17 protein-coding genes and 1 tRNA gene are annotated in these 25,037 nt (G+C 61.2%); 2 read left to right on the top strand and 16 right to left on the bottom strand.

Annotated features, from left to right (window positions below; all coding sequences use genetic code 11):
• Positions 1 to 102 precede the first annotated feature (102 nt).
• The 12 genes from RHE_RS20440 to RHE_RS20385 all read right to left on the bottom strand — a co-directional run bounded on the left by RHE_RS20440 (position 103) and on the right by RHE_RS20385 (position 19,874).
• On the bottom strand, positions 103 to 8,625 hold the full coding sequence (locus RHE_RS20440) for a GH36-type glycosyl hydrolase domain-containing protein (RefSeq protein WP_042119097.1): 8,523 nt from the start codon (positions 8,623 to 8,625) through the stop codon (positions 103 to 105).
• A 444-nt stretch (positions 8,626 to 9,069) separates the two neighbouring features.
• Positions 9,070 to 9,234, bottom strand: coding sequence for a hypothetical protein (locus tag RHE_RS33720; protein ID WP_020922541.1), 165 nt, complete (start codon positions 9,232 to 9,234; stop codon positions 9,070 to 9,072).
• A 124-nt stretch (positions 9,235 to 9,358) separates the two neighbouring features.
• Complete coding sequence (locus tag RHE_RS20430; protein ID WP_041678779.1) at positions 9,359 to 9,550, bottom strand: KH domain-containing protein; 192 nt, start codon at positions 9,548 to 9,550, stop codon at positions 9,359 to 9,361.
• Positions 9,551 to 9,711: 161 nt separating this feature from the next.
• A complete protein-coding gene (locus tag RHE_RS20425; protein ID WP_011427184.1) occupies positions 9,712 to 10,461 on the bottom strand; it encodes an ABC transporter ATP-binding protein in 750 nt (249 codons plus the stop codon).
• The gene (locus RHE_RS20420) at positions 10,458 to 11,291 is read right to left on the bottom strand and encodes an ABC transporter ATP-binding protein (RefSeq protein ID WP_011427183.1); all 834 of its coding nucleotides are present in this window, start codon (positions 11,289 to 11,291) and stop codon (positions 10,458 to 10,460) included. The genes RHE_RS20425 and RHE_RS20420 overlap by 4 nt, the downstream gene beginning before the upstream one ends.
• Positions 11,288 to 12,223, bottom strand: a complete 936-nt coding sequence (locus tag RHE_RS20415; RefSeq protein ID WP_020922537.1) for an ABC transporter permease — start codon at positions 12,221 to 12,223, stop codon at positions 11,288 to 11,290. The genes RHE_RS20420 and RHE_RS20415 overlap by 4 nt, the downstream gene beginning before the upstream one ends.
• Positions 12,220 to 13,287 (bottom strand): ABC transporter permease, encoded by a 1,068-nt coding sequence (locus RHE_RS20410; protein ID WP_011427181.1) that lies wholly within the window; start codon positions 13,285 to 13,287, stop codon positions 12,220 to 12,222. The genes RHE_RS20415 and RHE_RS20410 overlap by 4 nt, the downstream gene beginning before the upstream one ends.
• Positions 13,288 to 13,305: 18 nt before the next feature.
• On the bottom strand, positions 13,306 to 14,949 hold the full coding sequence (locus RHE_RS20405) for an ABC transporter substrate-binding protein (RefSeq protein WP_011427180.1): 1,644 nt from the start codon (positions 14,947 to 14,949) through the stop codon (positions 13,306 to 13,308).
• Positions 14,950 to 15,047: 98 nt separating this feature from the next.
• Positions 15,048 to 16,106: a dipeptidase gene (locus tag RHE_RS20400; protein ID WP_011427179.1), complete on the bottom strand. Its 1,059-nt coding sequence runs from the start codon at positions 16,104 to 16,106 to the stop codon at positions 15,048 to 15,050.
• Positions 16,107 to 16,273: 167 nt separating this feature from the next.
• A complete protein-coding gene (locus tag RHE_RS20395) occupies positions 16,274 to 17,299 on the bottom strand; it encodes an ABC transporter permease (protein WP_011427178.1) in 1,026 nt (341 codons plus the stop codon).
• A gap of 34 nt (positions 17,300 to 17,333) precedes the next feature.
• Positions 17,334 to 18,875: a sugar ABC transporter ATP-binding protein gene (locus RHE_RS20390; RefSeq protein ID WP_011427177.1), complete on the bottom strand. Its 1,542-nt coding sequence runs from the start codon at positions 18,873 to 18,875 to the stop codon at positions 17,334 to 17,336.
• Positions 18,876 to 18,944: 69 nt separating this feature from the next.
• A complete protein-coding gene (locus RHE_RS20385) occupies positions 18,945 to 19,874 on the bottom strand; it encodes a sugar ABC transporter substrate-binding protein (protein ID WP_011427176.1) in 930 nt (309 codons plus the stop codon).
• A gap of 366 nt (positions 19,875 to 20,240) precedes the next feature.
• Between RHE_RS20385 and RHE_RS20380 the strand changes: the two genes are divergently transcribed.
• On the top strand, positions 20,241 to 20,738 hold the full coding sequence (locus RHE_RS20380; RefSeq protein ID WP_011427175.1) for a DUF1993 domain-containing protein: 498 nt from the start codon (positions 20,241 to 20,243) through the stop codon (positions 20,736 to 20,738).
• Positions 20,739 to 20,820: 82 nt separating this feature from the next.
• Here RHE_RS20380 and RHE_RS20375 read toward each other — a convergent pair whose 3' ends face one another.
• Both RHE_RS20375 and galE read right to left on the bottom strand, forming a co-directional pair.
• On the bottom strand, positions 20,821 to 22,383 hold the full coding sequence (locus RHE_RS20375) for an alkaline phosphatase family protein (protein ID WP_011427174.1): 1,563 nt from the start codon (positions 22,381 to 22,383) through the stop codon (positions 20,821 to 20,823).
• Positions 22,361 to 23,344 carry a UDP-glucose 4-epimerase GalE gene (galE, locus tag RHE_RS20370; protein WP_011427173.1) on the bottom strand — a complete coding sequence of 328 codons (984 nt, stop codon included), beginning with the start codon at positions 23,342 to 23,344 and terminating at the stop codon, positions 22,361 to 22,363. The genes RHE_RS20375 and galE overlap by 23 nt, the downstream gene beginning before the upstream one ends.
• 228 nt (positions 23,345 to 23,572) lie before the next feature.
• On the opposite strand from galE, the gene RHE_RS20365 reads away from it, so the two are divergent.
• A complete protein-coding gene (locus RHE_RS20365) occupies positions 23,573 to 24,217 on the top strand; it encodes a ThuA domain-containing protein (protein ID WP_011427172.1) in 645 nt (214 codons plus the stop codon).
• Between the two features lie 62 nt (positions 24,218 to 24,279).
• Here RHE_RS20365 and RHE_RS20360 read toward each other — a convergent pair whose 3' ends face one another.
• Both RHE_RS20360 and RHE_RS20350 read right to left on the bottom strand, forming a co-directional pair.
• Positions 24,280 to 24,534: a DUF2934 domain-containing protein gene (locus RHE_RS20360; protein ID WP_011427171.1), complete on the bottom strand. Its 255-nt coding sequence runs from the start codon at positions 24,532 to 24,534 to the stop codon at positions 24,280 to 24,282.
• A gap of 393 nt (positions 24,535 to 24,927) precedes the next feature.
• Positions 24,928 to 25,002: transfer RNA gene (locus RHE_RS20350), tRNA-Gly, on the bottom strand.
• Between the last annotated feature and the right edge of the window lie 35 nt (positions 25,003 to 25,037).

Here is a 25,037-nt window from a genome sequence, read left to right as displayed (position 1 = left end):
ATGGGTTTCTCCTGTTTTCCGATTTTGCAAACGCGACGACGGCCAAAAGGGTTCCCTTTTGGCCGTCGCGAATCGCCGTGTTCTTCAGCGTGGAGAACGCTGTTATCCGAGCGGATATCCCTCTTCGGGATCGGTGACTTCGCTGCCGTTGATCGACAGAGTGTAGCCGCTGGCATTGGACGCTTTTGAGACCGAAATGCGGTATTTGCCGCCGCCCTGCTCCACCTCCGCCGCAAAACCGTCCCATTCTGAGGGGAGCGACGGACGCACGTAAAGCCGGCCGTTTTTCACTCGGATACCGAGAATGCCTTCGACGGCTGCCCTATAGAGCCAGCCGGCCGATCCGGTGTACCAGGTCCAGCCGCCGCGCGACGTATAGGGCTCGTGTCCATAGACATCGGCTGCCACGACATAGGGTTCGACCCGATATTGTTCGGCGGAAGCCTTGTCGAGCGCATGCGTGATCGGATTGAGGATCTGGAAGCAGCGCAGCGCATCATCGCCGCGCTTCAGCTCCGCCAGCGCCATCACCACCCAGGTTGCGGCATGGGTATACTGGCCGCCATTTTCACGGACGCCCGGCGGATAGGCCTTGATGTAGCCGGGATCTCTGGCGGAATTGACGAAAGGCGGCGTGAACAGCCGGATGATGCGGGCTTTCTCGTCGACCAGCTGGTCGAGCACGGCATCCATCGCCTTCCCGGCACGGGTAGCGTCGCCCTCGCCGGAGAGAACGCTCCAGGATTGTGCGATCGAATCGATCCGGCATTCCGGGCTTTCCTTGGAGCCGAGCAGCGCGCCGTCGTCGAACGTGCCGCGACGATAGTAGCTCCCGTCCCAGGCAGCCGTTTCCAGCGCCTTCTTCAGCGCGGCGAGATGCGTCGTCCAACGCTCTGCCCGCGCCGCATCGCCGCGCTCTTCGGCATAGGGAATGAAGGCGCGCAATGCGCCCGCCAGGAACCAGCCGAGCCATACGCTGGTGCCGCGTCCGCCGATGCCGACGCGGTTCATGCCGTCGTTCCAGTCGCCGCCGAGGAACAGCGGCAAGCCGTTGTCTCCCTTGCGGGCGATGGCGAGATCGAGCGCCAGCGCCGCATGTTCGTAGACGCTCGCCTTCCCCTCGGAAATCTCCGGCTGATAGAAGGAGTCGTGCTGGCCTTCGAGAAGCGCCGGGCCTTCCAGGAAGGCAAGCTCCTCATCGAGTACGCCCTTGTCGCCGGTAACGCTGCAATATTGATGGATCGCGTAGCTCAGCCAGACGACGTCATCCGAGATCATGGTGCGGACCCCGGCACCCGTTCCCGGCAACCACCAATGCTGGACGTCGCCCTCACGGAATTGGCGCGAGGCGGCGTTCAGGATCTGCCGGCGGGCGATCGAGGGTTCGTGCAGCAGGAAGGCCAGCGTGTCCTGCAGCTGGTCGCGGAAGCCGAAGGCGCCGCTTGCCTGGTAGAAGGCGGTGCGGGCCATGATGCGGCAGCCGAGGCTCTGATAGGGCAGCCAGGTGTTGACGAGGTTGTTCATGCCGCGATCCGGCGTCGAGATCTGCAGCCGGCCGGTGAAATCCCGCCAGAAGGCGCGGTTTGCCTCGACAGCATCGTCGAACGACGCCTCGCGGATCTCGGCGATGACGGCGCGCGCTTCTTCTTCCGTCGGCGTATCGCCGAGGAAGAAGGTGAAGTCGCGCTCCTCGCCGGCGCCGAGTTCGATGTCGATTGCGAGAGCAGCGGCCGGATCGCCATCGAGTTCGGTGGCACCGGAAAGCGCGGCCGCCGACATGACGGCCTGCGGCGCCTGGATCGTTCCCGCCTTGCCGATGAATTCGCGCCGGCTTGCGCAGACGCTCGAAGGCGTCTCGCTCGCCGCGAAGAAAGCGGTTCGGTTGGAAAAATCGATGCTGTAGGGATTGGTGGCAAACAGCGCTCCCGTCGCCTCATCATGTCTGGACAGAATAAAGGGCGCCGTGCGTCCGGGATTATTGCCGAGGACCCATTCGACATAACCGTAGAGCCGCAGCCTGCGGCCGGCCGAACCGGTGTTGCGCAGGCGCAGGCGCTGCAGTTTCACCGGCTTGTCGCGGTGGATCGTTTGCGTCACCTCAAGCGCGATCTCGTGCTGAACGCTGGAGAATACGGAATAGCCGAGCCCGTGGCGGGCTTCGAAACGAATATCCGGCCGGCGCGACAGCGCCGCGAAGGGCGTCATGACCGCGCCGCTGTCGAGATCGGCAAGATAGAAGGCCTCGCCCGAACGGTTGACCACCGCATCGTTCGACCAAGGCGTCAGCTGGTAATCGCGCGAATTGACGCTCCAGGTGAAACCCGCGCCTTCCGCCGATACATGGAAGCCGAACCTGTCGTTGGAAATGACGTTGATCCAAGGCTGCGGCGTCGCATGACCTCCGGGCAGGCGAACCACATATTCGCGGCCGTCGCTGCCAAAGCCGCCGATGCCGTTCCAGAAGTCGAGATCGCCTTCCTCTTCGATGACGACGGCGGGCACGACAGGCGGCGGTACCGGCGCGATACGCTTGACCGGAGGCTTGTTGCGCTCGGCGCGCTCCATCTCCTGCAGTTCCTCCTTCGAGGGTGCAAACAGAGCGACCGCGCGGTTGATCTGGTCGACGACCTTGCCGTTCTTGGCATGCAGGGTGACGCGGGAAGCCGCGATCACCGCATGATAGGTGCTCTCTTCCATGAGGTCCTTTCGAACCGCGAAGATATGCTGGCGCAACCCGTCGGCCTGGCCCATGCGGCGAACGTTCTCGCACATGGCGTCGAGCGCGTGCTGCATGTCCTGTGCGTAGGAGGAGGCGCGTTCGTTCATGATGATGAGATCGGCGGTGACGCCGCGTGAGCGCAGATATTCCTGTGCCAGCAGCGCCTCGCGGGCGATGTCGAGATCCATGTCGTCGTTGACGCGCAGGGTGAAGATCGGGAAATCGCCGGAGATCGCCAGCGGCCACAGCGCCGATTGCGACTGCAAGCCGGCCTCGACGGTCGCCTCATCCTTGCGCAGCTGCATGTCGGGATAGACGAGGTAGCGTCCGAGATGCTGGAAGGCTGCCGCCTGCTGCGAAGTGACGCCGACATGGCGCATCTGCACCTGCGTGCGCGTCCAGGCCTGGACGAGCTCATGGTTGAAGGCGTCGGGATGACGATAGCGGTTGACGGCCTTGTCGACCTCCTCGCGGCTCGGAGCGGCGATCGTCCAGAAGAACACGCTGACCTTCTTGCCGGCCGGTACACGGACGGTGCGGCGCAGCGACATGACAGGATCGAGCGTGAAGCCGTCGCTGCCGGAAAGTGCGGCGCCCGGATCGAAGGCCGCCGCATCGGCGAGGCTGCGGCCACGGCCGATGAACTTGCGTCGGTCGGTCTCGAATTCGGTGTGACGGGTGTCGCCGGCATTGTCGACGATCAGATGCGCGATGCTGATGTTCGGCTCGTTCGGATCGCGTTTGTTGCGTTCGGCGCGGATGACGTCGCCGCGCTTGCCGATCTCGGTCTTGACGAACATGCGGGCGAATGCCGGATGCGCATTGTCGGAATCATCAGAGGTGATCACCGGTTCGAGATAGGAGGTGACTTCGATGAAACGGTCTTCCATGCCCATGTTCAGCAGGGTGACACGGCGGGCCTCGGCATCATGCTCGGTCGCAATGATGCACTCAACCTCGCTCGTCAGATCGCCAACCGTTTTGGTGAACTGCGCCTTTTCATCGGCGAACTCGACCTTGATCTTTTCGCCTTCGACGCCCTTCGGCTCTGCCGTCGCCGACCACCATTCATTGGTGGCGGTATCGCGCAGGAAGATGAAGGTGCCCCAGCGGTCTTCGGTCGGATCGGCCTTCCAGCGGGAAACGGAAAGGCCGTTCCAGCGGGAATAACCTGCGCCCGTCGCTGTCAGCATCAGCGAATAATGGCCGTTCGACAGGAACACGAGTTCGCGGTCGCGCGAAAGGGGATCGCTGATCTTCCTGATCTCCGGCCGCATGAGATCGTCCTGGATGCTGGCCGGCGTGTCGGATTCATGCTTGCCGCTCATGACGGGAATGTCGCGCGGCGCCTTTTCCTGCAGCAGCAGCTCGGCCGCCTCGATGACAGGGTCGGAGTGGAAGAGCTCGCGCAGATGGCCGTTGAAGGCGACATTGGCGACGGCTGCGATCGACATGCCGTGATGGTGGGCGTAATAATTGTAGACCACCGCGCATTTCTTGCCTTCCGGCACGCGCGTCGGCGTGAAATCGACCGCGTCGTGGAAGCCGAACTTGCCAAGCGCGCCGACCTTGCGCAGCCTCTGCAGGTTTTCGAGTGCGCCCGGCGGATCGTACTGGCTGGCCAGCAGCGAAGCATAGGGGGCGATGACGGCATTGTGGCCGAGGCCGCGCTTGAGACCGAGCGTCGGCACGCCGAAATTCGTGTACTGGTAATTGAGGTTATGATCGCGGGCATTGAAGGCCGCTTCCGAAATGCCCCACGGGATGCCGAGCTTGCGGGCATAATTCATCTGCTCGACGACGACCAGATTGTTTGTCTGGTTGAGAATGCCCCCGCCACGCTCCTGCATGACGAGCGGCGGCATCAGATATTCGAACATCGAGCCGGACCAGGAGACCAGCGCGCCGCGTGAGCCCACCGGCACGACCTGGCGGCCGAGGCGATACCAGTGTTCCGTCGGCAGGTCGCCCTTGGCGATGCCGAAGAGGCTGGTCAGACGGCATTCGGAAGCCAAGAGATCGTAGCAGGCCTGGTCGAGCTCGCCGCTTTCGACGCGATAGCCGATCGACAGCAGGCGGCGTTCCGGCCGGAAGAGGAAGCCGAAATCCATCGAGAAGGCCAGATCACGGGCCTTGTCGCGCAGCGCCACCAGCCGTGGCCTCAGCGCATCGACCTTGGAAAGGTCGAAGGTGCTGTCTGATATATGCGCCTCGCAGACCTTCACCAGCGATGCCGCCCATTGGGTGACCTCTTCGCTCTGCTTCGACTTGACCTCATGGTCGAGATTGGCCGCGAGCTTCTCGATGTCGCGTGCGAGAACGGCAAGGTTGATGATGCGGATCGAGGCGAATTCATGCTCGCGCTTGACAGCGGCAAGCGCGTTCTGGAAGCCGACGATGCGCTCTTCCAAGCGCCGGCGCAGCGGGCGCACGGTCTTGCGGTCGTCGGGTAGATCCGCCAGCACTTCGCCCAAAATGCCGGCCGTGTCGCCGACGCCGTCGAGATTGCCCTGCATATGGGCGGACGGCGCCTCGGCCCAGTTGCGGCAGGCCGAGGAAATCGCGATCAGGTGACCGGCGAGATTGCCGCTGTCGACGGCCGAGACGTAACGCGGCCCGAGCGTCTGTAGCGTATCGGTGTGATACCAGTTGAAGAGATGGCCGCGAAACTTCTCCATTTTATCGATGGTCGCGATCGTCTGCTCCAGCCGCTCAAGCGTTTCCTCGAAGGAGAACCAGCCGAAATGGCGGCCGGAAACCACGGAGAGCAGGTAGACGCCGATATTGGTCGGCGAGGTGCGGGCCGCGACGATGACATGCGGCGTTTCCTGGATATTGTCCGGCGGCAGATAATTCTGCTCGGCCGTCGTGAAAGTCTCGAAATACCGCCAGGTGCGCCGGGCGATCTTGCGCAGCTCGCTCGACACGGAATCGGCAACTTCGAGCCGGTCCTCGGTCTCTGCCGACTGGCTGACATACCAGGCGACGACAGGCGAGAGGATCCACAGCAGCGCAAAGGGGATGCCGACGAGAAAGGCGTTGTTGTCACCCGGAAGTGCTGCGAAACCGAGCGCCAGCAGCGCCAATACGGGCGCGTGCCACATCTGCTTGTAATAGGAGGCAAGGGTGCCTTGGCCGCCGGCCTGTACGCTGGCGGCGGTCCTCCACTGCAGCATCAGCTTGCGGCTGACGAACAGACGGTAAAGCGAACGGCCGATGGCATCCGCCATCATCGCGGCCGAATCGGCAATGAAGACAATCCGCAATGCGACCTGCGCATTGGCGGCGGTGATATCCGACCAGACCGTATAGAGATGGGCGCGGGCGACGATATCGCTGGTGCGGGGGATGATGCCGTTGATGAGCGACAGCGTCGGCGCCACGAACAGGCAGAAAATCAGCAGAATCTGCCAGACGAGCGCGCCGAGCGGACCCATGAAATACCAGCCGAGCACGGAGGCGAAGAACCAGGCGATCGGCGTCAGCGAACGGCGCAGATTGTCGAACATCTTCCAGCGGCCAAGGGCCGTGACGCCGTATTTCGGATTGAACATATAGGGCAGGAGCTGCCAGTCGCCGCGCGCCCAGCGATGCTGGCGCGACGTCTCCACCTCGTAGCGGATCGGGAAATCCTCGACGAGCTCGAGATCGGTGACAAGGGCGCAGCGCGCCATCGAACCTTCGAGAAGGTCGTGGCTGAGAACGGAATTCTCCTCGATCCGGCCCTTCAGCGAGGCTTCGAAGGCGTCGACGTGATAAAGCCCCTTGCCGGTGAAGGTGCCTTCGCCGGCGAGATCCTGATAGACGTCGGAGACGGTGAAGACATAGGGGTCGAGGCCGCGGTTGATCGAAAAGACGCGCTGGAAGACCGAGGCGTCCTTGCCCGTCGTCAGCGACGGAGTGACACGTGGCTGCAGCACGCCATAGCCGCTTTCGACACGGCCGGTCTTCGGATTGATCACCGGGCGGTTGATCGGGTGATAGAGCTTGCCGACTAGCTTGGTGACGGTATCGCGCATCAGGCGCGTGTCGGCATCGAGCGTCATGACATATTGCACATTGGCCGGGACGGTGTTGGCGCCGGAGAGATAGGTCGTGTCGCGGTCGCCGCGCAGCAGCATGTTCAGCTCATGCAGCTTGCCACGCTTGCGCTCCCAGCCCATCCAGACACCTTCGGCGGGATTATACAGGCGGCGGCGGTGCAGCAGATAGAAGCGCGTCTTGCCGTCATAGGCATAGCGAGCGGACAGATTGGCGATCTCGCGTCTGGCATAGTCGAGAACTTCGAGATCGGCTGGCGTTTCCTCGACATCGCTATCCGGCCAGTCGCTGAGCAGCGCGAAATAGATCTCGCCGCGCGGATTGGCGAGGTAGTGAACCTCGAGATTGCGCACATGATCGTCGACGCTATCGCGATTCGAGATCAGGCACGGCACGACGAGCAGCGTGCGCGCATCCTCCGGAATGCCTTCCTTGAACTCGTAGCCGACGAGGCGGGCCGGGGTCACGAAGAAGGACAACAGGGTATTGAAGAGACCCGTTGCGCCCTCCGAGGCTGGCAATGAGAACATGATCAGCAGGATTGCGATCTCGATTGCGCCCATTCCGGCACTTGCCATGAACCTGCCGACGATCGCCATGGCGATGATCGTCAGCAGCATGACGGGCAGCGCGATCGACAGCCAGTTGAACCGGCGCACGGCGCGCACGAAGTGCTGGGTGATCGTTGGGCGATAATTCGCCCGCGCCTCGAGCTTCGGCCGTTGCGCGCCGGACAGGAAGCCGCCGACATTCGGCTCATGTGGCTGCGGCTCGTCGGAGGCCTTGGCGGCCTCGGTCATGTCGAGCGCCAGCTGAGCAATTTGCATTTCGGTCAGCGGCGAGCGCTTGGCCAGTTTCTCGATCTGCTTGCGGTATTTGTTTCGCGAACCGGAATCGAGGATGCCGTAATCCGAATGCTCCCAGAGCAGCTTGTCGACATGGCTGACCTGTTCGACCCAGACCGACCATTCGGTATCGTCGATCTCGCGCAGGCTACGGATGATGTTGCCCATCGTCACGTTGCCGGAAGAGAGACGGCTGTGTTCGGCCGTCGTCGCCTCTTCGGTGTTGCGACCGAGCTCTTCCAGGCGTTCATCGAGCCAGGTGATCGCCAGACTCGACGTCTGTGAGCCGTCACGCAGGCGATAAAGGAACTGCGTCGAGAAGGTATTGTCTTCGGCAAGCGGTTCCAGCGTCTTCAGATAGGCGGCCGCCTTGGCGGGATCGGTCAGGCGCACCAATTCGTCGGCCGCCTCATTGGCGCGGCGGCGCAGGCGGCGGCTGGCTTCGACACGGCTCGAAATGCGGCGAAGGTTTTCCACCAGCACATAGCGCACCAGCGAGGGCAGGGCCCAGAGTTCGCCGATCCTCAGCGTCTCGCGTGTCTGGAAGCCGTCGACCAGCGCCGTCAGGCTTTCCTGCGAGATCGTGCTGTGGGTATGGGCGACGTAGAGCCAGGCAAGCACCAGCGTGCGCGGAATGTCGACGCCGCCGACACGCATGGTCGGCAGTTCGCGGTAGAAGCGGCGGGGAAAGTCGCGCCGCACCTCCTGGATCGCCTCTTCGACGATGTAGTGATTGTCCAGCAGCCATTCCGCCGCCGGCGTGATCGTCTCTCCGGCCTCGACGTCGGTTGCCGTGGTGCGGTAGACGCGCAGGATTTCCTTCTCGTTTTCCTTGTGGCGCGCGAAGAAATCAAAGGCGGCGAAAGCCGGCAGCTTGTCGACGCCGTTGACGGCGACTGCCTCGCCCATCGCCTTGATGTCCTCGATGGAAAGATAGGTCGAGCGGATCGAATCATTGTGATCGATTTGCTTCATCTCGGGTTCGCGGGGGAGGCTCGGAGAAAGATTGGCAATAGACATGGGTTCGGTTCTGGATCCAAACAAAGTTATGGCTGTTTTGCTCAGCCTTTTGCACTGCTTATCATGACTGCTACATGAACGGGGCCCGATTCTTCGAAGATCGATGAAGCCAGGGTGAATGACGTCTGGGCCAAGCGATGTAACCGGGCCTAGCCGTGGTCCAGCGCGGCCCGAAGGTCGATCAATACCCTCTCCGCAAGACCATGGCGAAAAGTTGGACACTATCGCGATAATTCAAGTCAAGATTGGTGAGCCGGCGCGCTTGCTGCGCAAGGCAGAGCGCCGAGCATGTCGCAACCTTGCGGCCCGGCAGCGGCTTGTCGATAGGAGGAAAGTTCGCCAGATCATGGTCTGGCTGCGCGTTGATCGGGGTTGCCCCGAGCGCAGAAACGCGCCGCATGAGGCGCACTCAGCCCCGGCACGCCAAGGCCTATCATCTGCCGACTATCCGAGGACGCCGCAGACCATTGCCACCACGAACAGGAATGCCGCGGTGAAGATCGTCCCATGGAGCACCGTCTGAAGCCTGTGGCGCGTCGCGTGGGGCTTCTTGGTGGCTACCGAGCCATAGTGGTTCACGTGAGTATGCGAAATACCCAGCTCTGCCATGTGTCGCCTCCGTTGTTCTCGTGCGGCCGGTTGTGCGGCTCGCTGTTATATTTCTTATTCTCTATCAGGTAGGTAGAGATAAATTTCCGTCCAGAGGGGGCGGAAGAGAAAATTCAACCGCTCTTTAGCAGAGCGTGCGCCATGCCCAGATTAAGGAGCGCTCGATGGCGTTCTCGTTCTGCTGCAGATCGGAGGTCTCGGTCCCGATCAGGCGCCGGTCCTGTTCCGCCGGTATGGAGACCGTGATCTGTTCCTTGCGACCGGCTTTCACGGGAGGATCGAGATAGCCCATGGTCATCCCACCTAGAAAGAACATGCCTCGACCTCCATCGATCACGAAAGCTAACAATCGTTAACAGGATCATGACAGAAGCGCGGCGACTGTCAATAGTCTAGTCGAATGGTCGTCTTTTAAGGAAAAATTATCCTTAACGCCCCCACCGGCCTTTTCTTTTCAATGGCTTGAAATGATGACCTTTAGGCTTTGACGAAACCCTTGCTCGCGATCATCAAATTTCTCGTGTAATCTTCCTGGACCGTGCCCCGCGCCAGCTCTTCCGAGCTCAATCGTTCGACGACAGCGCCGCTGCGCATCACCGCGAGCCTTTCGCACATATGGGTGATGACGCCGAGGTCATGGCTGACCATGACGAAAGTGAGCTTGCGGTCGCGGCGGATCTGTTCGAGCAGGTTCAGCACCTCCGCCTGCACCGAGGCGTCGAGCGCCGATGTCGGCTCGTCGAGCAGCAGGATCGACGGTTGCACGATCAGCGCCCTGGCGATCGCCACACGCTGTCGCTGACCACCGGAAAGCTGATGCGGATAGCGGAAACGGAAACCATTGCCGAGGCCGACTTCGTCGAGCGCGCGGGCAATACGCTTGTCGCTGTCGGTAACGGCGTGGATCGCAAGCGGTTCGAGCAGCAACCGATCGATCGTCTGGCGCGGATGCAGCGAGCCGTAGGGATCCTGGAAGACCATCTGCACGCGCCGATAGAAGGCCTTGCTGCGCTTCGAACCCTTCAACTCTTCGCCGTCGATGCGGATCGCGCCGCCGCTGATGGGCGCAAGTCCGGCAACGGCGCGCAGCAAGGTGGATTTGCCCGACCCGGATTCACCGACGAGGCCGAAAGATTCACCGCGCTCGACGCTGATGCTGACATCCTTCAGCGCATGAAAATCATCATAGACGACATTGAGATTGTCGACATGGAGGGCTGCGCTCATGCCGCCCACTCCGGCTTGCGGTCGAGCACCGGCAGCGGATGGCGGTTCGCCCCGATCTCCGGCATGCAGTTCAGCAGTCCCCGCGTATAGGGATGCTGCGCATGTTTGAGATCGGCGGCCGCGAGCTCTTCGACGATCTTGCCGGCATACATGACAATGACCCGGTCGCAGAAGGAAGAGACCAGTCTCAGATCATGGGAGACGAAGATCAGCCCCATGCCGCGCTCAGCGACCAGCCTGTCCATGATGCGGAGCACATCGAGCTGCACCGTCACGTCGAGCGCCGAAGTGGGTTCGTCGGCAATCAGCAGTTCGGGTCCGGCAATCAGCATCATGGCGATCATGGCGCGCTGTCCCATGCCGCCCGAAACCTCATGCGGATACAGGTCAAAGACCCGCTGAGGATCGCGGATCTGAACCGCTTCCAGCATGGCGAGCGCCCGTTCGCGCGCTTCCGCTTTGGCGATCTTCTCATGCGTGCGCAGCGTTTCGCAGATCTGCCGTCCGATCGTCATGACGGGGTCGAGCGAATATTTCGGATCCTGCAGGATCATAGCGATGCGCTTGCCGCGCAGCCTGCGCCTTTCTCCGACGGATGCCTTGAGGAGATCGATGCCGCTGAAATCGAGCCTGTCGGCCGTGACGATCCCGTGTTTCGGCGTCAGCCCCATGATCGCCCGGCCGGTCTGCGACTTGCCGGAGCCGGATTCGCCGACAATACCGAGCCTTTCCCGGCCGAGCGTGAGGGAGACGCCGCGCACGGCCTCGATCACGCCGGTGCGGGTGGGATAACTGACCTTGAGCCTGTCGACCGTCAGAAGCGTCGTCATTGGCCGCTCTCCTTCGGGTCGAGCGCGTCGCGCAGGCCGTCGCCCAAGAGATTGAAGCCGAGGCTGACGATGAGGATGGCGATGCCAGGCATGGCCGCGACCCACCACTGATCCAGAATGAAGCGCCGGCCAGAGGCAATCATCGCGCCCCATTCCGGCAGCGGCGGCTGCGCGCCGAGACCAAGGAAGCCGAGGCCGGCCGCTGTCAGGATGATGCCAGCCATATCGAGGGTCACGCGCACGATCAGCGAGGAAATGCAGAGCGGCATGACATGACGCACGATGATGCGGATCGGTGAGGCTCCCATCAGCTTCACCGCCGAGATATAGTCGGAACGCCGGACCGTCAGCGTCTCGGCCCGAGCGATGCGGGCATAGGGCGGCCAGGAGGTGATGGCGATGGCGATGACCGCGTTCTGGATGCCCGGGCCGAGCGCGGCGACGAAGGCGAGCGCCAAGACCAGCTTCGGAAAGGCAAGAAAGATATCGGTGATGCGCATCAGCGTCGCATCCACCCAGCCTCCGGCATAACCCGAGACCGTGCCGACGATCAGCCCGATCGGCGCGGAGATGATGGCGACGAGCACGACGACGAACAGGGTCAATCGCGATCCATAGATCAGCCGTGAATAGATGTCGCGGCCCTGATCATCCGTGCCGAGCAGGTAGCCGCTCGTTCCCGGCGGCAGCAGGCGGGCATTGCGGAGATCGCCGACGATGGGGTTGTGTGTGGCGAGGAGATCCGCAAACGCGGCGACCAGGAGCAGGGCGATGATGATCAGCAGGCCGACGACGGCGAGCCTGTTGGCCGTGAACTGCCGCCAGGTGACGTAAGCGCGGCCGAGACGGGCCTGCCTGCGCGATTGCGGCCGGTCGGAAAGCAGCCATTCGCGGCGGCTCATCGCAGAAGAGGGGCTGGCAGGAGCCGTCATCGGTTTCGCGTCCTCGGATCGAGTGTCCGGTAGAGAAGATCGGACAGAAGATTGATGCCGATGAAGATCGTCCCGATGACGATCGTGCCGCCGAGCACGGCGTTCATATCGGCGTTCTGCAGCGAATTGGTGATGTAGAGCCCGATGCCCGGCCAGGAAAAGACGGTCTCGGTCAGCACCGATCCTTCGAGCAGGCCGGCATAGGAAAGCGCGATGACGGTGACGAGCGGCACGGCGGCATTGCGCAGGGCGTGGCCCCAGATCACCCGCGTTTCCGAAAGCCCCTTGGCACGCGCGGCGACGATATATTCCTGCGAAAGCTCGTTCAGCATGAAGCTGCGGGTCATGCGGCTGATATAGGCGAGCGAGAAATAGCCGAGCAGCGAAGCCGGCAGGATGATGTGGCGGAAGACGTCATAGAAGACATCCCATTGCCCCTGCCAGGCGCTGTCCAGAAGATAGAAGCCGGTGATCGGCGTGAACGTATATTCGAAGACGATGTCGATGCGGCCGGGAAAGGCCACCCAGCGCAGCTGCGCATAGAAGATGACCAGCGAAATCAGCGCCAGCCAGAAAATCGGCACGGAATAGCCGACGAGGCCGATGACGCGAACGACCTGGTCGGCGATGCTGCCGCGACGCACGGCAGCGAGGACGCCGAGCGGCACGCCGACGCAGGCCCCGATCAGCGTCCCCAACGTCGCGAGCTCGATCGTCGCCGGCATGACCCGGCGGATGTCGATCATGACAGGATTGGTCGTCAGCACCGAGTTGCCGAAATCGCCGGACAGAATGCCTCTGATATAGATGTAGAACTGCTGATAGAGCGGCAGGTTGAAACCCATTTCCTGACGCACCCGCTCGACGACATGAGTAGGGGCGCGGTCGCCGAGGATGGCAAGCACGGGATCGATCGGCACGACGCGGCCGATGAAGAAGGTGACGGCCAGCAGGCCGAGATAAGTGGTGACGGCGGCGAACAGGAACCGCCCCAAAGCCTTCGCAAAGGCGCCGGCACGGCCCTTGCGGGGCCGCGCCTCCCGTGTGGTTTCGATGGTGCTCACGCCGTTAATCCCGCCGGATTATTCCTTGGCGATCGGACCGACGAAATTGGTGTCGAAGCTCGGACCCAGTTTGAAGTCCTTCAGATTCTTCCGATAGCCCGCCACCTCGGTCTGCTGGAAAATGATGACGAAGGGGCTGTTGGCGAGGAACTTCTTCTGGATATCCTCGTACATCGCGGCGCGCTTCTCACCGTCGCGCTCGAGCAGTGCGGCCTTGGTTTGCTTATCGAGTTCCGGCGCTTCCCAGGTGTTGCGCCAGGCGAGCGTCTTCACCGTGCCGGCATCGGAATTGTCGGGGTTGCTGGTGAAAGTGTCGGCATTCGAGTTCGGGTCGAAATAGTCCGAGCCCCAGTTGCCGATGTAGATGTCATGGGTGCGGGCGCGATATTTGGTCAGCGTCTGCTTGCCGTCGCCCGGGATGATTTCCAGCTTTACGCCAGCCTGCGCCAACGTCTGCTGTATGGATTCTGCAATACCGGTCACCGGCTGCGTGTTGCGCACGTCCATGGTCACCGAGAACCCGTCCGGGACGCCGGCCTTGGCAAGCAGCTCCTTGGCCCTGGCAACGTCGAGCTTGTAGGGATTTTCATCCAGGGCGCCCAGTTGACCCTTCGGCAGGAAGGTCTGGTGGATCTCGCCGATCCCCTTGATCAAGGTTGCGCCGATCGCATCGTAGTCGACCAGATACTTGAAAGCCTCCTGAACTTCAGGCTTCTTCAGGTTCTCGTTCTTGTTGTTCAGGCTGACATAGTAGATCGTGCCTTTCGGCGCACTTGTCGTGGCGAGATCGGCATTCTTGGAAACGGCGTCGATATCGCCGGGCTCCAGATTGCGGGCGATGTCGATATCACCAGCTTCGAGCGCCAGCCGCTGGGCCGAGCTTTCCTTCATGTAGCGATAGATGACGCGGTTGAGCTTGGCCTTGTCGCCGTAATAATTGTCGTTGCGCTCCAGCACGACGACTTCGTTGGCTCGCCATTCGCGCAGCTTGAAGGCCCCGGAACCGGCATAGCCGGTCTTCAGCCACTCATTGCCGAAATCATTGTCGTATTTGTGCTCGGCATCCGGCGTTACCGCCTTCACATGCTCCAGCACCAGCTTTTTGTCGACCACGGAGGCGACCGTCGCCGTCAGGCAGTTGAGCACGAAACTCGGCGCATAGGCTTTGTCGACCGTGAAGACGAATGTATTGGCATCGGCCGCCTTGGCCTTTTCGGTGACATTGTCGCCAGTCAGGCCGAATTGGGTAAGAATGAAGGCCGGGCTCTTGTCGAGTTTGACGGCCCGTTCGAACGACCAGGCAACGTCTTCGGCAGTAACAGGATTTCCCGAGGCGAATTTGAGGCCTGGCTTCAGTTTGAACGTATAGGTGAGGCCGTCATCCGAAACGCTCCAGCTCTCGGCAAGATCGCCCTTCACCTTGGATGTGTCGGCGAGATCGAGGCGAACGAGCAGGCTGTAGCTGTTGCTGGTGATTTCCGCCGTTGAAAGCTCGAAGGCTTCGCCCGGATCCATCGTGATGATGTCGTCGATGGCAAAACCTTCGACCAACGTATCCTTTGGCGTTTCGGCAAAGGCCGAGGGTGCTGCCATCATCAGCAGCGAAAGAGCGGCTCCTGCGGAAAGCAGGCGGAATTTGCGGCTGAGCCTGGTGATCATCATGGTCTGTTCCCCTGTTTTGATTGATTACGAAGCGTTTTGTCGGTCATGCGCCATTAAACTATTGTTTGTCGTGAGCGCGTCCAGAGGCGCGCAGCGCTTTAGGCGTGGTCCTCCCGCCAAGCTTGTGCGAGAATACGAAGCCAATTTTCACGGGCAAGTTTCGTCAGGTCGGCCTCACCATATCCAACCTCCCGGAGAGCGGCAATCAGCTTCTGATTGCCGGCCGCATCGCCGATTTCCTCAGGAATGGTAGCGCCGTCGAAGTCCGATCCGAGCGCCACACAGTCGATGCCGATGCGATTCACCAGATAGTCGATGTGGCGGATCATGTCGGCCAGCGGCGTGTCGCTGTCCGAGCGGCCGTCGGGACGCAGCATGGCGGTTGCATAATTGACCCCCACGACCCCGCGGCTTTCGCGGACCGCGTCGAGCTGCCTGTCCGTAAGATTACGGGCGACCGGCGTCAGCGCATGCGCATTGGAGTGGCTGGCGACCAGCGGCTGATCCGTCGTCTTCGCCACGTCCCAGAACCCTTTTTCGGTGATATGGGCAAGGTCGATGAGGAGACCGAGGCGATTACATTCTCTCACCAGCGCGAAGCCGGCATCGGTGAGGCCCGGTCCGGTGTCGGGCGACATCGGAAAGGCGAAGGGCACACCATGCCCGAAGACGTTGTGCCGGCTCCAGACCGGGCCAAGTGATCGCAGTCCCGCTGCATAAAATACTTCGAGAGCAGAAAGATCGGCACCGATCGCTTCGCAGCCTTCCATATGCATGACGGCGGCAAAGATGCCGTCCGCCATGGCGCCGCGGATGTCCTTCACCGTCCGGCAGAGCCGCCAGGCGCCGGCCTGATCGAGCCGCAGCGCGATCGCCGCCATTTCGGTGGCGATGGCGAGGGACGGCAGCGGATCGAGAGGGGCCGCCATCGGCGTGATGTAGCGGCCATCGGCATCTGGATCGGCGAAGACAAGATCGCCCGAGGGAATGTAGATGGCGCAGAGGCCGCCTGAGAGGCCGCCTTCCTTGGCTCGACGCGCATCGATGTGGCCGGTCGTCGTGCCGTCTGCGAATTCCGCGATCGGGTCGCTGCCATCTTTTGCGTGTGTCCAGAGCCGGAGGAGAACGTCGTTGTGACCGTCGAATACGAATTGCATCTGTCTTCCTGCGCTGCCCGAGGCGGGCGTATGATGTGGCAGAATAGAAAAGCTGGCGGGATTCGCCATCCCTTTTTTAAAAAATCTGTCATCGTCTCCAAGAGCTTCGCCGCAAATGGAAACGGGGGCCGAAGCCCCCGCAAATAATCGGTTCGCGCTGCCTGAGATCAGTGCTTGCGCCTTTTCTTCTGCCTGTAGACGTCGATGACAACGGCCGCGACGATGATGAAGCCCTTGACGATCTCCTGGTAATAGGCGTCGATCCTGAGGAAGGTGAAACCCGAGGTCATGACGCCGAGAATGATGGTGCCGATGACGGTGCCGGTGATGCGTCCGACGCCGCCGGTGAGCGAGGTGCCGCCGATGACGGTCGCGGCGATCGCGTCCAACTCATATCCGACGCCCATGCTTGCCTGCGCGGTTTCCGCGCGCGCCGCCGTGACGATGCCGGCAAGACCAGCAAGCAATCCAGCGATCACATAGACTTTGACGAGGTGCGCTTCGATGTTGATACCGGAAACGCGGGCGGCCTGGGGGTTCGCGCCGATGGCGTAGGTGAACTTTCCATAGCGGGTGTAGCGCAGCGCGACATGGAAGATCAGTGCAACGACGAGGAAGACGACAACCGGCCACGCCTTCGTTCCGATGAAGTGAAACTGCTCGGTGATACCGGAAACCGGCTGTCCCTTCGTATACCACTTGGCAACACCTCTGGCGGAAACGAACATGCCAAGCGTTGCAATGAACGGGGGGATCTTCGTATAGGCGATGAGCGCACCGTTCGCGAGACCCGCCGCCGCTCCGATCAGCAGACCGATCATGATGGGCACGAGCGCCGGAAGATCGGTCAGCGAAGGGAAGACGGCCCGCCCCCAGGTGGAGGACTGGGCGAAACTTGTTGCGATCATTGCCGTCATGCCGACCACGGAGCCCGATGATAGATCGATGCCGCCTGTTATGATGACCTGCGTGACGCCGACGGCGATAATACCTATGACGGAGACCTGCAGGATCATGATGGTCAGGCGCTGCGAATTCATCAGGAAGCTTTGGCCGATGAACGTCCAGCCGAGCGCTTCATAGATGAGCGCGATGCCGACAAGCACCAGGAAGATGCTGAGTTCCGGCGGCATACGCCGCCGTCTCTGCCGGGTTGCGAGCGGGGCCGTACCCTCTGCTGCCTTGGTACTCATATCAAACCTCCCTTAAGCGATCGCAAGCCGCGCATCACCGCGCAGCCAGCTCCATCACCTTGATCTGCGTTGCTTCATCGCGATTGAGGAAACCGGTCACCAGGCCCTCATGCATGACCATGATGCGGTCGCTCATGCCGAGAACCTCGGGCATTTCGGATGAGATCATGATTACCGCCACGCCGTTTCGCGCCATTTCCGTCACCAGCCGGTGGATTTCCGCCTTGGCGCCGACATCGATGCCGCGCGTCGGTTCATCGAGGATCAGGATCTTCGGATGGGTGAGCAGCCAGCGCCCGATCAGCACCTTCTGCTGATTGCCGCCCGAAAGATTTTCCACCCGCTCGTAAAGATTGGGGGTTTTCACGCGTAGCCTTTTCGCCATGTCTTCGCAGGTCGCCTCGAGTGCTCCCTGCTGCACGAAACCACCCTTGACAAATTTGTCCTGCAGGACGGCGATCTGCATGTTTTCCAGAATATCCAGGATTAACAGGCAGCCGGTGTCTTTGCGATCCTCCGTCAGGAATGCCATCTGGTGACGGATGGCCTCGGTCGGCGAGGAAATCGTCACCGGCTTGCCGAACAGTTCGACCGTCCCGGAGCTTGGCGGCGTCACACCGAACAGCGTTTCGGCGACATTCGACCGTCCGGAGCCGACGAGACCGGCCACACCGAGAATCTCGCCGGCCCTGACCTCGAAGGAAACATTGCGAAAGACGCCTTTGAGACAGAGATCCTTGACGGAGAGCACGATCTCGCCGATCGGCACCTCTTCCTTCGGAAACATTTGAGTGATCTCGCGCCCGACCATCATGCGGATAATGTCGTCGCGGGTGACGTCAGTCGAGGCGTGCGTGCCGATATATCGGCCATCGCGGAAGACGGAAAACTCGTCAGCGATCTCGAAAAGCTCGTTCATCTTGTGGGTGATGTAGACGATGCCGATGCCCTGGGACCTGAGATCGCGGATGATGCGGAAAAGATGCTCGACCTCGCGCTCCGTCAGGGCCGAAGTAGGTTCGTCCATGATGAGGACATCGGAATTATAGGAAACCGCCTTGGCGATCTCGACCATCTGCCGGTTGGCGACCGAGAGGTGCCGGACTTCGATATCGGGATCGATATCAATATTAAGCCGGGCAAACAGCTCCTCGGTCATGCTGTGCATCACGCCATGGTCAATGAAACCGAAGCGGTTCTTCGGTTCGCGGCGGATCCAGATATTTTCGGCAACGGTCATGAACGGCATCAGGTTCAGCTCCTGATGGATCATGGCGATACCGTTCTCCAGCGCATCGAGCGGAGATTTCAGCTGGATCTCGACCCCTTTGAGGCGAATATCGCCTTTGTCGGGCGTATAGATGCCGGCAAGAATCTTCATCAATGTCGATTTGCCGGCGCCGTTTTCGCCCATCAGCGCATGCACGGACGCGCGCTTCAGCCGGAACTGCACGTCATCGAGTGCGACGACGCCGGGAAACTCCTTGCGAACGCCCTCGGCGCTCAAGAGAAACTCCGCATTCGGAACGGCGCCGCTCGCACGCACGGCTGCCATGGTTGTCGGACTGACGGCCATATCATCTCCTCCGGATACGGACAGGCTGAAAGGATGCGGGCAGAACCCGCATCCTGCTTGGCACTTACCTCAGTTCTTGGTGACGAAGTCCTTGACGTTTTCGGGCGTGACGAGCTGGAAGGGAATGTAGACCTTCTTCTCGGTCTTTTCGCCCTTGGCGATCTTCAGCGCCGTATCGAGCGCGCCCTTGCCCTGGCCGGCCGCGTCCTGGAACACGGTGACGTCGAGGTCACCTGCCTGCATGGCGGCAAGCGCGTCCTGGGTGGCGTCGACGCCGCCGATAACGACCTTGCTCATATCCTTGCCGGCTGCCTTCAATGCCTGGATGGCGCCGATCGCCATTTCGTCGTTGTTGGAGATCACGGCGTCGAATTCGATGCCGCTGGAGAGCCAGTTGGTCATCAGGTCGGCCCCCTGAGTACGATCCCAGTTGGCCGTCTGCTCTTCGACGATTTCCAGACCCTTGCACTCATCGGTCTTGATGACGTCATGGACGTCCTGGGTGCGCATGCGCGCAGCCTGGTTGGAAAGCTCGCCCATGATGACCACGGCCTTGCCCTTGCCGCCGAGAATGCGGCAGATTTCCTTGGTTTCCAGCGTGCCGGATTCCTGCTCGTGGGAAGCAACGAAGGCCTGCTTTTCCGGCAGCGTGTCGACGTTGACCGGCTGGCGGTTGACGTAGACCAGCGGAATGCCGGCATCGGCAGCAAGCTTCGACATCGCCGTGGTCGCGTCGGTATCGACCGGGTTGACGATGATCGCATCGACCTTGGAGGCGATGAAATTCTGGATCTGGCTCTGCTGCTTGGAAACGTCGTTCTGCGCGTCTTCGACCTGCAGGGTGACGCCATTCAGCGTCTTTGCATAATCGGTCATGCCGTTACGAAGAACGGTCAGGAAGTTGTCGTCGAACTTGGCCATCGACACGCCGACCGTTTCTGCGTGGGCGGCCGTCGACATGACGAGCGCCATCGCAGTGCCCAGGATAAACTTTTTCATTTTTACTTCCTCCACAAAGCGGTGCCCGGCTGCACCCTCCTCACGCCGGAGCTCCAGGCATTCGCCCTGAAGCCGCAATTTGCGCGCCGCCTCTCCCGCGGCGTTCCGAAAACGGAACAAACAAACCGTAAAATCTGTTCTGCGGAATATTCATTCCATTTTCTGGAGACGGCGTCAAGCCTCTCTTTAGCGGCGACAGGATATTCGAGGGCGCGATGCATGGAATTGTAGAACCCGGCGCATCCTCCGGCGTTGTGCAAGGCAGGCCCAGCGCCCATTTATGGGAAGGTCGAAGACAGGCCCACCGCCGCAGGCCCTTCGACGTCCGCCGCGGCTGTTCATTTTGAAGATTTGGAGACAGGACTGATGTCCATTTCGATCTATCGCCTTACCGTTCCCATGTTCCAGCGCGGCCTCGCCAGCCTGAAGACCTATCTCGACAAGGCTGAAGCCTATGCGAAGGAAAAGAATATCGATCCCGCCATACTCGTCTCCGCCCGCCTTGCGCCCGACATGCTGCCGCTCGCCGGCCAATATCAGCGGGCCAGCGACAGCGCCAAGTTCACGCTCGCTCGCCTAACCGCAACCGACGCGCCGAAGTTCGAGGATAACGACACGACGATCGACCAGTTGCGCGAGCGCCTGGCAAAGACCGACGCCTATCTCGGCACCTTCTCGGCGCAAGCGCTGGAGGGCGCGGAAAGCCGCCAGATCACTCTGCCGGGCAAGAGCGGCATCGTGCTGCCGGGTGAGGAATATATCACCACCTTCGCCCTGCCGAACTTCTACTTTCACGTCGCCACCGCCCACGCCATCCTGCGCAACCAGGGCGCACCGATCGGCAAGCGCGACTATCTCGGTTGATTCAAGGCAAAAGCGCACAGCGGTTTTGCTGGGAATTGCCCAATAAAGAGCATTGCCGTCATTCGAAGAAGACGGAAATGCCCTACCGGGGTCGGCGCGTCACCGGCCCCTTTTCCGTCAGCTCGGTATAGGCAAGCGTCTGGTCGAGATGGCGGGCTCTCAGCGAGAGCAACTTCTCGGCATATTCAAGCCGGATCGCCGCATAGGCCGGATCAGCCGCAACATCGTCGAGTTCCATCGGATCATCGCTGAGATTGAAGAGCTGCGGCGGCAGTGCAGTAAAATGCACATATTTGAACCGATCGTCGCGGATAACGGCGAGATTGCATTCGTTCGACCTCAGCCCGAAATGCCGCTCCGCCTCACCCTTGGCAATGTCGCGGAAATCGAATTCCCAGAATATCGCGTCGCGCCAGCCTTCCGCGCGCCCGCCCATGATGAACGGCATCAGCGACCGGCCGTCGAGCCCGTTCTTTGGCTCGATGCCGAGCCTTGCGCACAGGGTGGGAAAAATATCCGCAGCGCTGGTGAAATCATCAACGATCCTGCCTGCCGCACCGTTTGCGGGATCGCGGATTATCAGCGGGATATGGTAGCTGCCATCGAAGAAGCCACCCTTGCCGAGCGTCCAGTGGTCTCCCGCCATCTCGGCGTGGTCCGAGGTGAAGACGACGAGCGTATCGTCCCAAGCGCCCGCATCCTTCAGTGCCTGCCAGATCCGGCCGAGCTGCGCGTCGACCTCTGAGATCATCCCGTAATAAATCGCCCGGATCGCCGCGAAGTCCTCGCTGCTCCAGGCGCTAAGCGGTCCTTGCGCCCCGTGAATGAAGCTGCCCTTGTCGGAGAGCGGCATGGCATAGGCGAGATAGGGATGAGCTTCCTGTTCCGCTTCGCGGTTTTCAGCACGCGCAAAGGCCGGCCCGTCGTCCGGCTTGTACATCCGGTTGAACGGCGCTGGCACTGAGAATGGCGGGTGCGGACGCAAGAAAGAGACATGCGCAAACCACGGCCGGTCCTGTTCGCCCATCCAGCGAATGAACTCGCCGGCCAGAAAGGCGGTCTGAGTCTCATCGCTGGAATAGGCTGGCGCCGCATCAGAAATTTCGCCGGCCTCAGCACCGACGGGGGTGTGGATGTCGCGGCGGACGGCATTTGCATGGCCACGTGACCTGAGCCATGAGAGCCATTGCCGCTCATGCTCGGGCAGGAGTTGGCGAGCGGTAAAACCCGGCAACACGCCTTCATAGGTGGTCAGATGCGGGTCAGCCGCATCCATGCCGCGCGGATCGGGCGCCGTGTCGGTATAGCCGAACAGCGTTGGGTCGTATCCCGCCCGCCGGGCGGCCAGAGCCAGATTGTCGAAGCGAGCGTCGAGCGGCGAACCATTGCGGCAGACGCGGTGGTTCATCTGATAAAGGCCGGTATAGAGCGTGGCCCGGGCCGGCGAGCAGGGGGCAGCCCCTGCATAATGCTGCCGGAAGAGCGTGCCTTCGCGCGCCAGCGCATCGATTTCAGGTGTTTTCACACAAGCGTGACCGACCGCCGATAGGCAGTCGCCACGCCATTGGTCCGCGGTGATCAGCAGAATATTGGGTCGGCGGGCCTTCTCAACGCTGATTGGCTCAATGCTGGTTGGATTTTGCATGCCAGTTCCAGGCGGAACTTATGATCTCGGACAGATCATACTGCGGTACCCAGCCGAGCACGTCGCGCGCCTTGTCGTTGTTGGCGACCAGCGTATGCGAATCCCCTTCGCGCCGGCCGATATATTCGACAGGGAAGGGCCGGTTCGACACGTCCTCGATCGCCCCCAGCAATTCCCTGACCGTCGTGCCCGTGCCGGTGCCGAGGTTGAGCGCGACGGAATCGCCGCCCTTCAGCAGATATTCGACGGCGCGCACGTGCGCGTCGGCAAGATCCAGCACATGGATGTAGTCACGCACGCAGGTGCCGTCGCGCGTCTCGTAGTCGCTGCCGAACACCTTGAAACCCTGGCGACGGCCGAGTGCGGCGTCGATCGCCAAGGGAATCGCATGCGTTTCCGGCTGGTGCCATTCGCCGATCCGACCTTCGAAATCAGCACCGGCCGCATTGAAATAGCGAAGAATCACCGAGCGCAGGCCCTTGTACTGGTCGTAATCGGCAAGCGCCTGTTCGACGATATATTTCGTCCGACCGTAGGGATTGATCGGCACCTGCCGGTGCGTCTCGTCGAGCGGCACGCTCTGCGGCAGGCCATAGGTGGCGCAGGTGGAGGAGAAGACGAAGGCGTTGATGCCGGCCGCCTGCGCTGCCGAAAGCAGCGTCAAAGTGCCTATCACATTGTTTTCATAGAAGGAAACCGGATCCTTGACCGATTCACCGACTTCGATCAGCGCCGCGAAGTGCAGGATGGCCGCCGGCTTGTGCTTGGCCAGCACCTCGTCCAGCCGGGCACGATCGCGAATGTCGCCCTCTTCCGCCGGCCCCCATTTGACGAACTCGCGATGGCCGTTTGAAAAATTATCGAAGACGACAGGCCTATAGCCCTTGTTCGCCAGGTCGAGGCACGTATGCGAGCCGATATAACCGGCGCCGCCGACCACAAGAACCGTTTCACCTGCCATGCACCACCCTTAATCATCAGTGAGAGATGGAAGAAACCTAGACGAGATACACGTCAATAAAAAGAAGGAACTGCAATCGCACGAGCGGACAATACGTCGAATGCCGAAAACCGGCGGTTTTGCAATTCGGCCGAACGGCGAAGTCGATCAATTATTCGCGTGATTTGCATGACCGCCCGATTTAAGCGGCTATCAACGATCCGCAGCAATCAGCCAGGGAGAACGAGAATGAGGAAGGCATTGATCGTCTGGGGCGGCTGGCACGGCCATGAGCCGGAACAATGCGCTCATATCGTCGCCGATCTCCTGCGCGAGGACGATTTTGCGGTGGAGGTGACCGGCGATCTCGGCATATTCGGCTCTCCGAGCCTGGCCAAAGCGGATCTGCTGGTGCCCATCATCACCGGCGGAACGCTGGAAAAGCCCCATGCCGCTGCCCTGGTCGAGGCCGTGCGCGGAGGTCTCGGACTTGCCGGCCATCACGGCGCGCTCGCCACCTCCTTCAAGGAAAGCGCGCCTTTCCGCTACGTCTCCGGCGTTACCTGGGTCGCTCATCCCGGCAACATCATCGACTTCCGCGTCGCTGTTACCCGCCAGGACGATCCGATCATGGAGGGCATTCCCGACTTCGACTACCATTCGGAGCAATATTATCTGCATTACGATCCCACGGTCGAAATCCTGGCGACCACCACCTTCACCGGCGCATATGATCCGGCGGCCCGCAATGTCGTGATGCCGGTCGTCTTCAAGCGCCATTTCGGCGCCGGCCGCATCTTCTATTCCGCTCTCGGCCATATCGCCGCCGAGTTCGACCATCCCTACATGCCGCTCATCCTGCGGCGCGGCCTCGGCTGGGCCGCCCGGCAGTAGCACCGGAACGACACATTGCTGCCTCCGGGCGGCTGAGTGTTTCGATCTTACAGGAAAAGGTTTTAACGCGCCGCTTTCAGCTGCTGGTCGTTCTCGGCCGCGGGGACCGGCCGGTCATAGACCCGCATCAGCCGCCCGGCCGCCTTCATCTTTTTGATAAGGTCGTTTCCGTCGGGCGAGGCTTTCGTCAATTCCAGCTGCTCGAATTCCTTGAGCGCCTGCATCCAGTGGCTTTCCCCGCGCCCCTCTGGCCTGCCTTCGGATTCCCACAGCGAATAAGCGCGCTGGCTGACCCAGGCGTCCCTATTGTGACTCATAACAAACCCCAGCGGAAAATTGCAGGCAAATATCGATAGGTTCAAGGTTGCCAAAACCGGCTTTAGGAGTGGTTACGAGGAAGCGTTATTTTTTGGCTAACGGGCAACACCGCTTCGGAGGCATCCTATATGGCACCTCGCGTCGCGCATGCGGCCGTCTGTGCATCCATCGCAAGAAGATCAACATCTCAATCGTCATGACCGGTCAGAAGCTCGGCTTCACGGAGCTCGACGGCCGCATTTGGCGCGTCAACTTCTTGCGCCACGATCTTGGATATATCGATTCGGAACAGAGGGCACTGCAAACCATCGACAAACCGTCCGGCACGAGGTTGTCACCCATGTCTTAGGGACAATCTGTTACCTATGTCTCAGGGTTAGACAGAGAGAAACTGGAGCGGGCGAAGGGATTCGAACCCTCGACCCCAACCTTGGCAAGGTTGTGCTCTACCCCTGAGCTACACCCGCTCAATCCGCATCAGTCCGGGGTAGTCGTTGGACCG

This window comes from Rhizobium etli CFN 42 (genome assembly GCF_000092045.1).
GTDB classification, from domain to species: domain Bacteria; phylum Pseudomonadota; class Alphaproteobacteria; order Rhizobiales; family Rhizobiaceae; genus Rhizobium; species Rhizobium etli.
The sequence above is the reverse complement of the archived record's forward strand: the minus strand, read 5'-3'. Positions and strand labels throughout refer to the sequence as shown.

Bases quoted from the DNA above. Each gene is read 5' to 3' on its own strand.
- RHE_RS20440 (WP_042119097.1), bottom strand. From the start codon at position 8,625: ATGTCTATTGCCAATCTTTCTCCGAGCCTCCCCCGCGAACCCGAGATG.
- RHE_RS33720 (WP_020922541.1), bottom strand. From the start codon at position 9,234: ATGGCAGAGCTGGGTATTTCGCATACTCACGTGAACCACTATGGCTCG.
- RHE_RS20430 (WP_041678779.1), bottom strand. From the start codon at position 9,550: ATGTTCTTTCTAGGTGGGATGACCATGGGCTATCTCGATCCTCCCGTG.
- RHE_RS20425 (WP_011427184.1), bottom strand. From the start codon at position 10,461: ATGAGCGCAGCCCTCCATGTCGACAATCTCAATGTCGTCTATGATGAT.
- RHE_RS20420 (WP_011427183.1), bottom strand. From the start codon at position 11,291: ATGACGACGCTTCTGACGGTCGACAGGCTCAAGGTCAGTTATCCCACC.
- RHE_RS20415 (WP_020922537.1), bottom strand. From the start codon at position 12,223: ATGACGGCTCCTGCCAGCCCCTCTTCTGCGATGAGCCGCCGCGAATGG.
- RHE_RS20405 (WP_011427180.1), bottom strand. From the start codon at position 14,949: ATGATGATCACCAGGCTCAGCCGCAAATTCCGCCTGCTTTCCGCAGGA.
- RHE_RS20400 (WP_011427179.1), bottom strand. From the start codon at position 16,106: ATGCAATTCGTATTCGACGGTCACAACGACGTTCTCCTCCGGCTCTGG.
- RHE_RS20395 (WP_011427178.1), bottom strand. From the start codon at position 17,299: ATGAGTACCAAGGCAGCAGAGGGTACGGCCCCGCTCGCAACCCGGCAG.
- RHE_RS20390 (WP_011427177.1), bottom strand. From the start codon at position 18,875: ATGGCCGTCAGTCCGACAACCATGGCAGCCGTGCGTGCGAGCGGCGCC.
- RHE_RS20385 (WP_011427176.1), bottom strand. From the start codon at position 19,874: ATGAAAAAGTTTATCCTGGGCACTGCGATGGCGCTCGTCATGTCGACG.
- RHE_RS20380 (WP_011427175.1), top strand. From the start codon at position 20,241: ATGTCCATTTCGATCTATCGCCTTACCGTTCCCATGTTCCAGCGCGGC.
- RHE_RS20375 (WP_011427174.1), bottom strand. From the start codon at position 22,383: ATGCAAAATCCAACCAGCATTGAGCCAATCAGCGTTGAGAAGGCCCGC.
- galE (WP_011427173.1), bottom strand. From the start codon at position 23,344: ATGGCAGGTGAAACGGTTCTTGTGGTCGGCGGCGCCGGTTATATCGGC.
- RHE_RS20365 (WP_011427172.1), top strand. From the start codon at position 23,573: ATGAGGAAGGCATTGATCGTCTGGGGCGGCTGGCACGGCCATGAGCCG.
- RHE_RS20360 (WP_011427171.1), bottom strand. From the start codon at position 24,534: ATGAGTCACAATAGGGACGCCTGGGTCAGCCAGCGCGCTTATTCGCTG.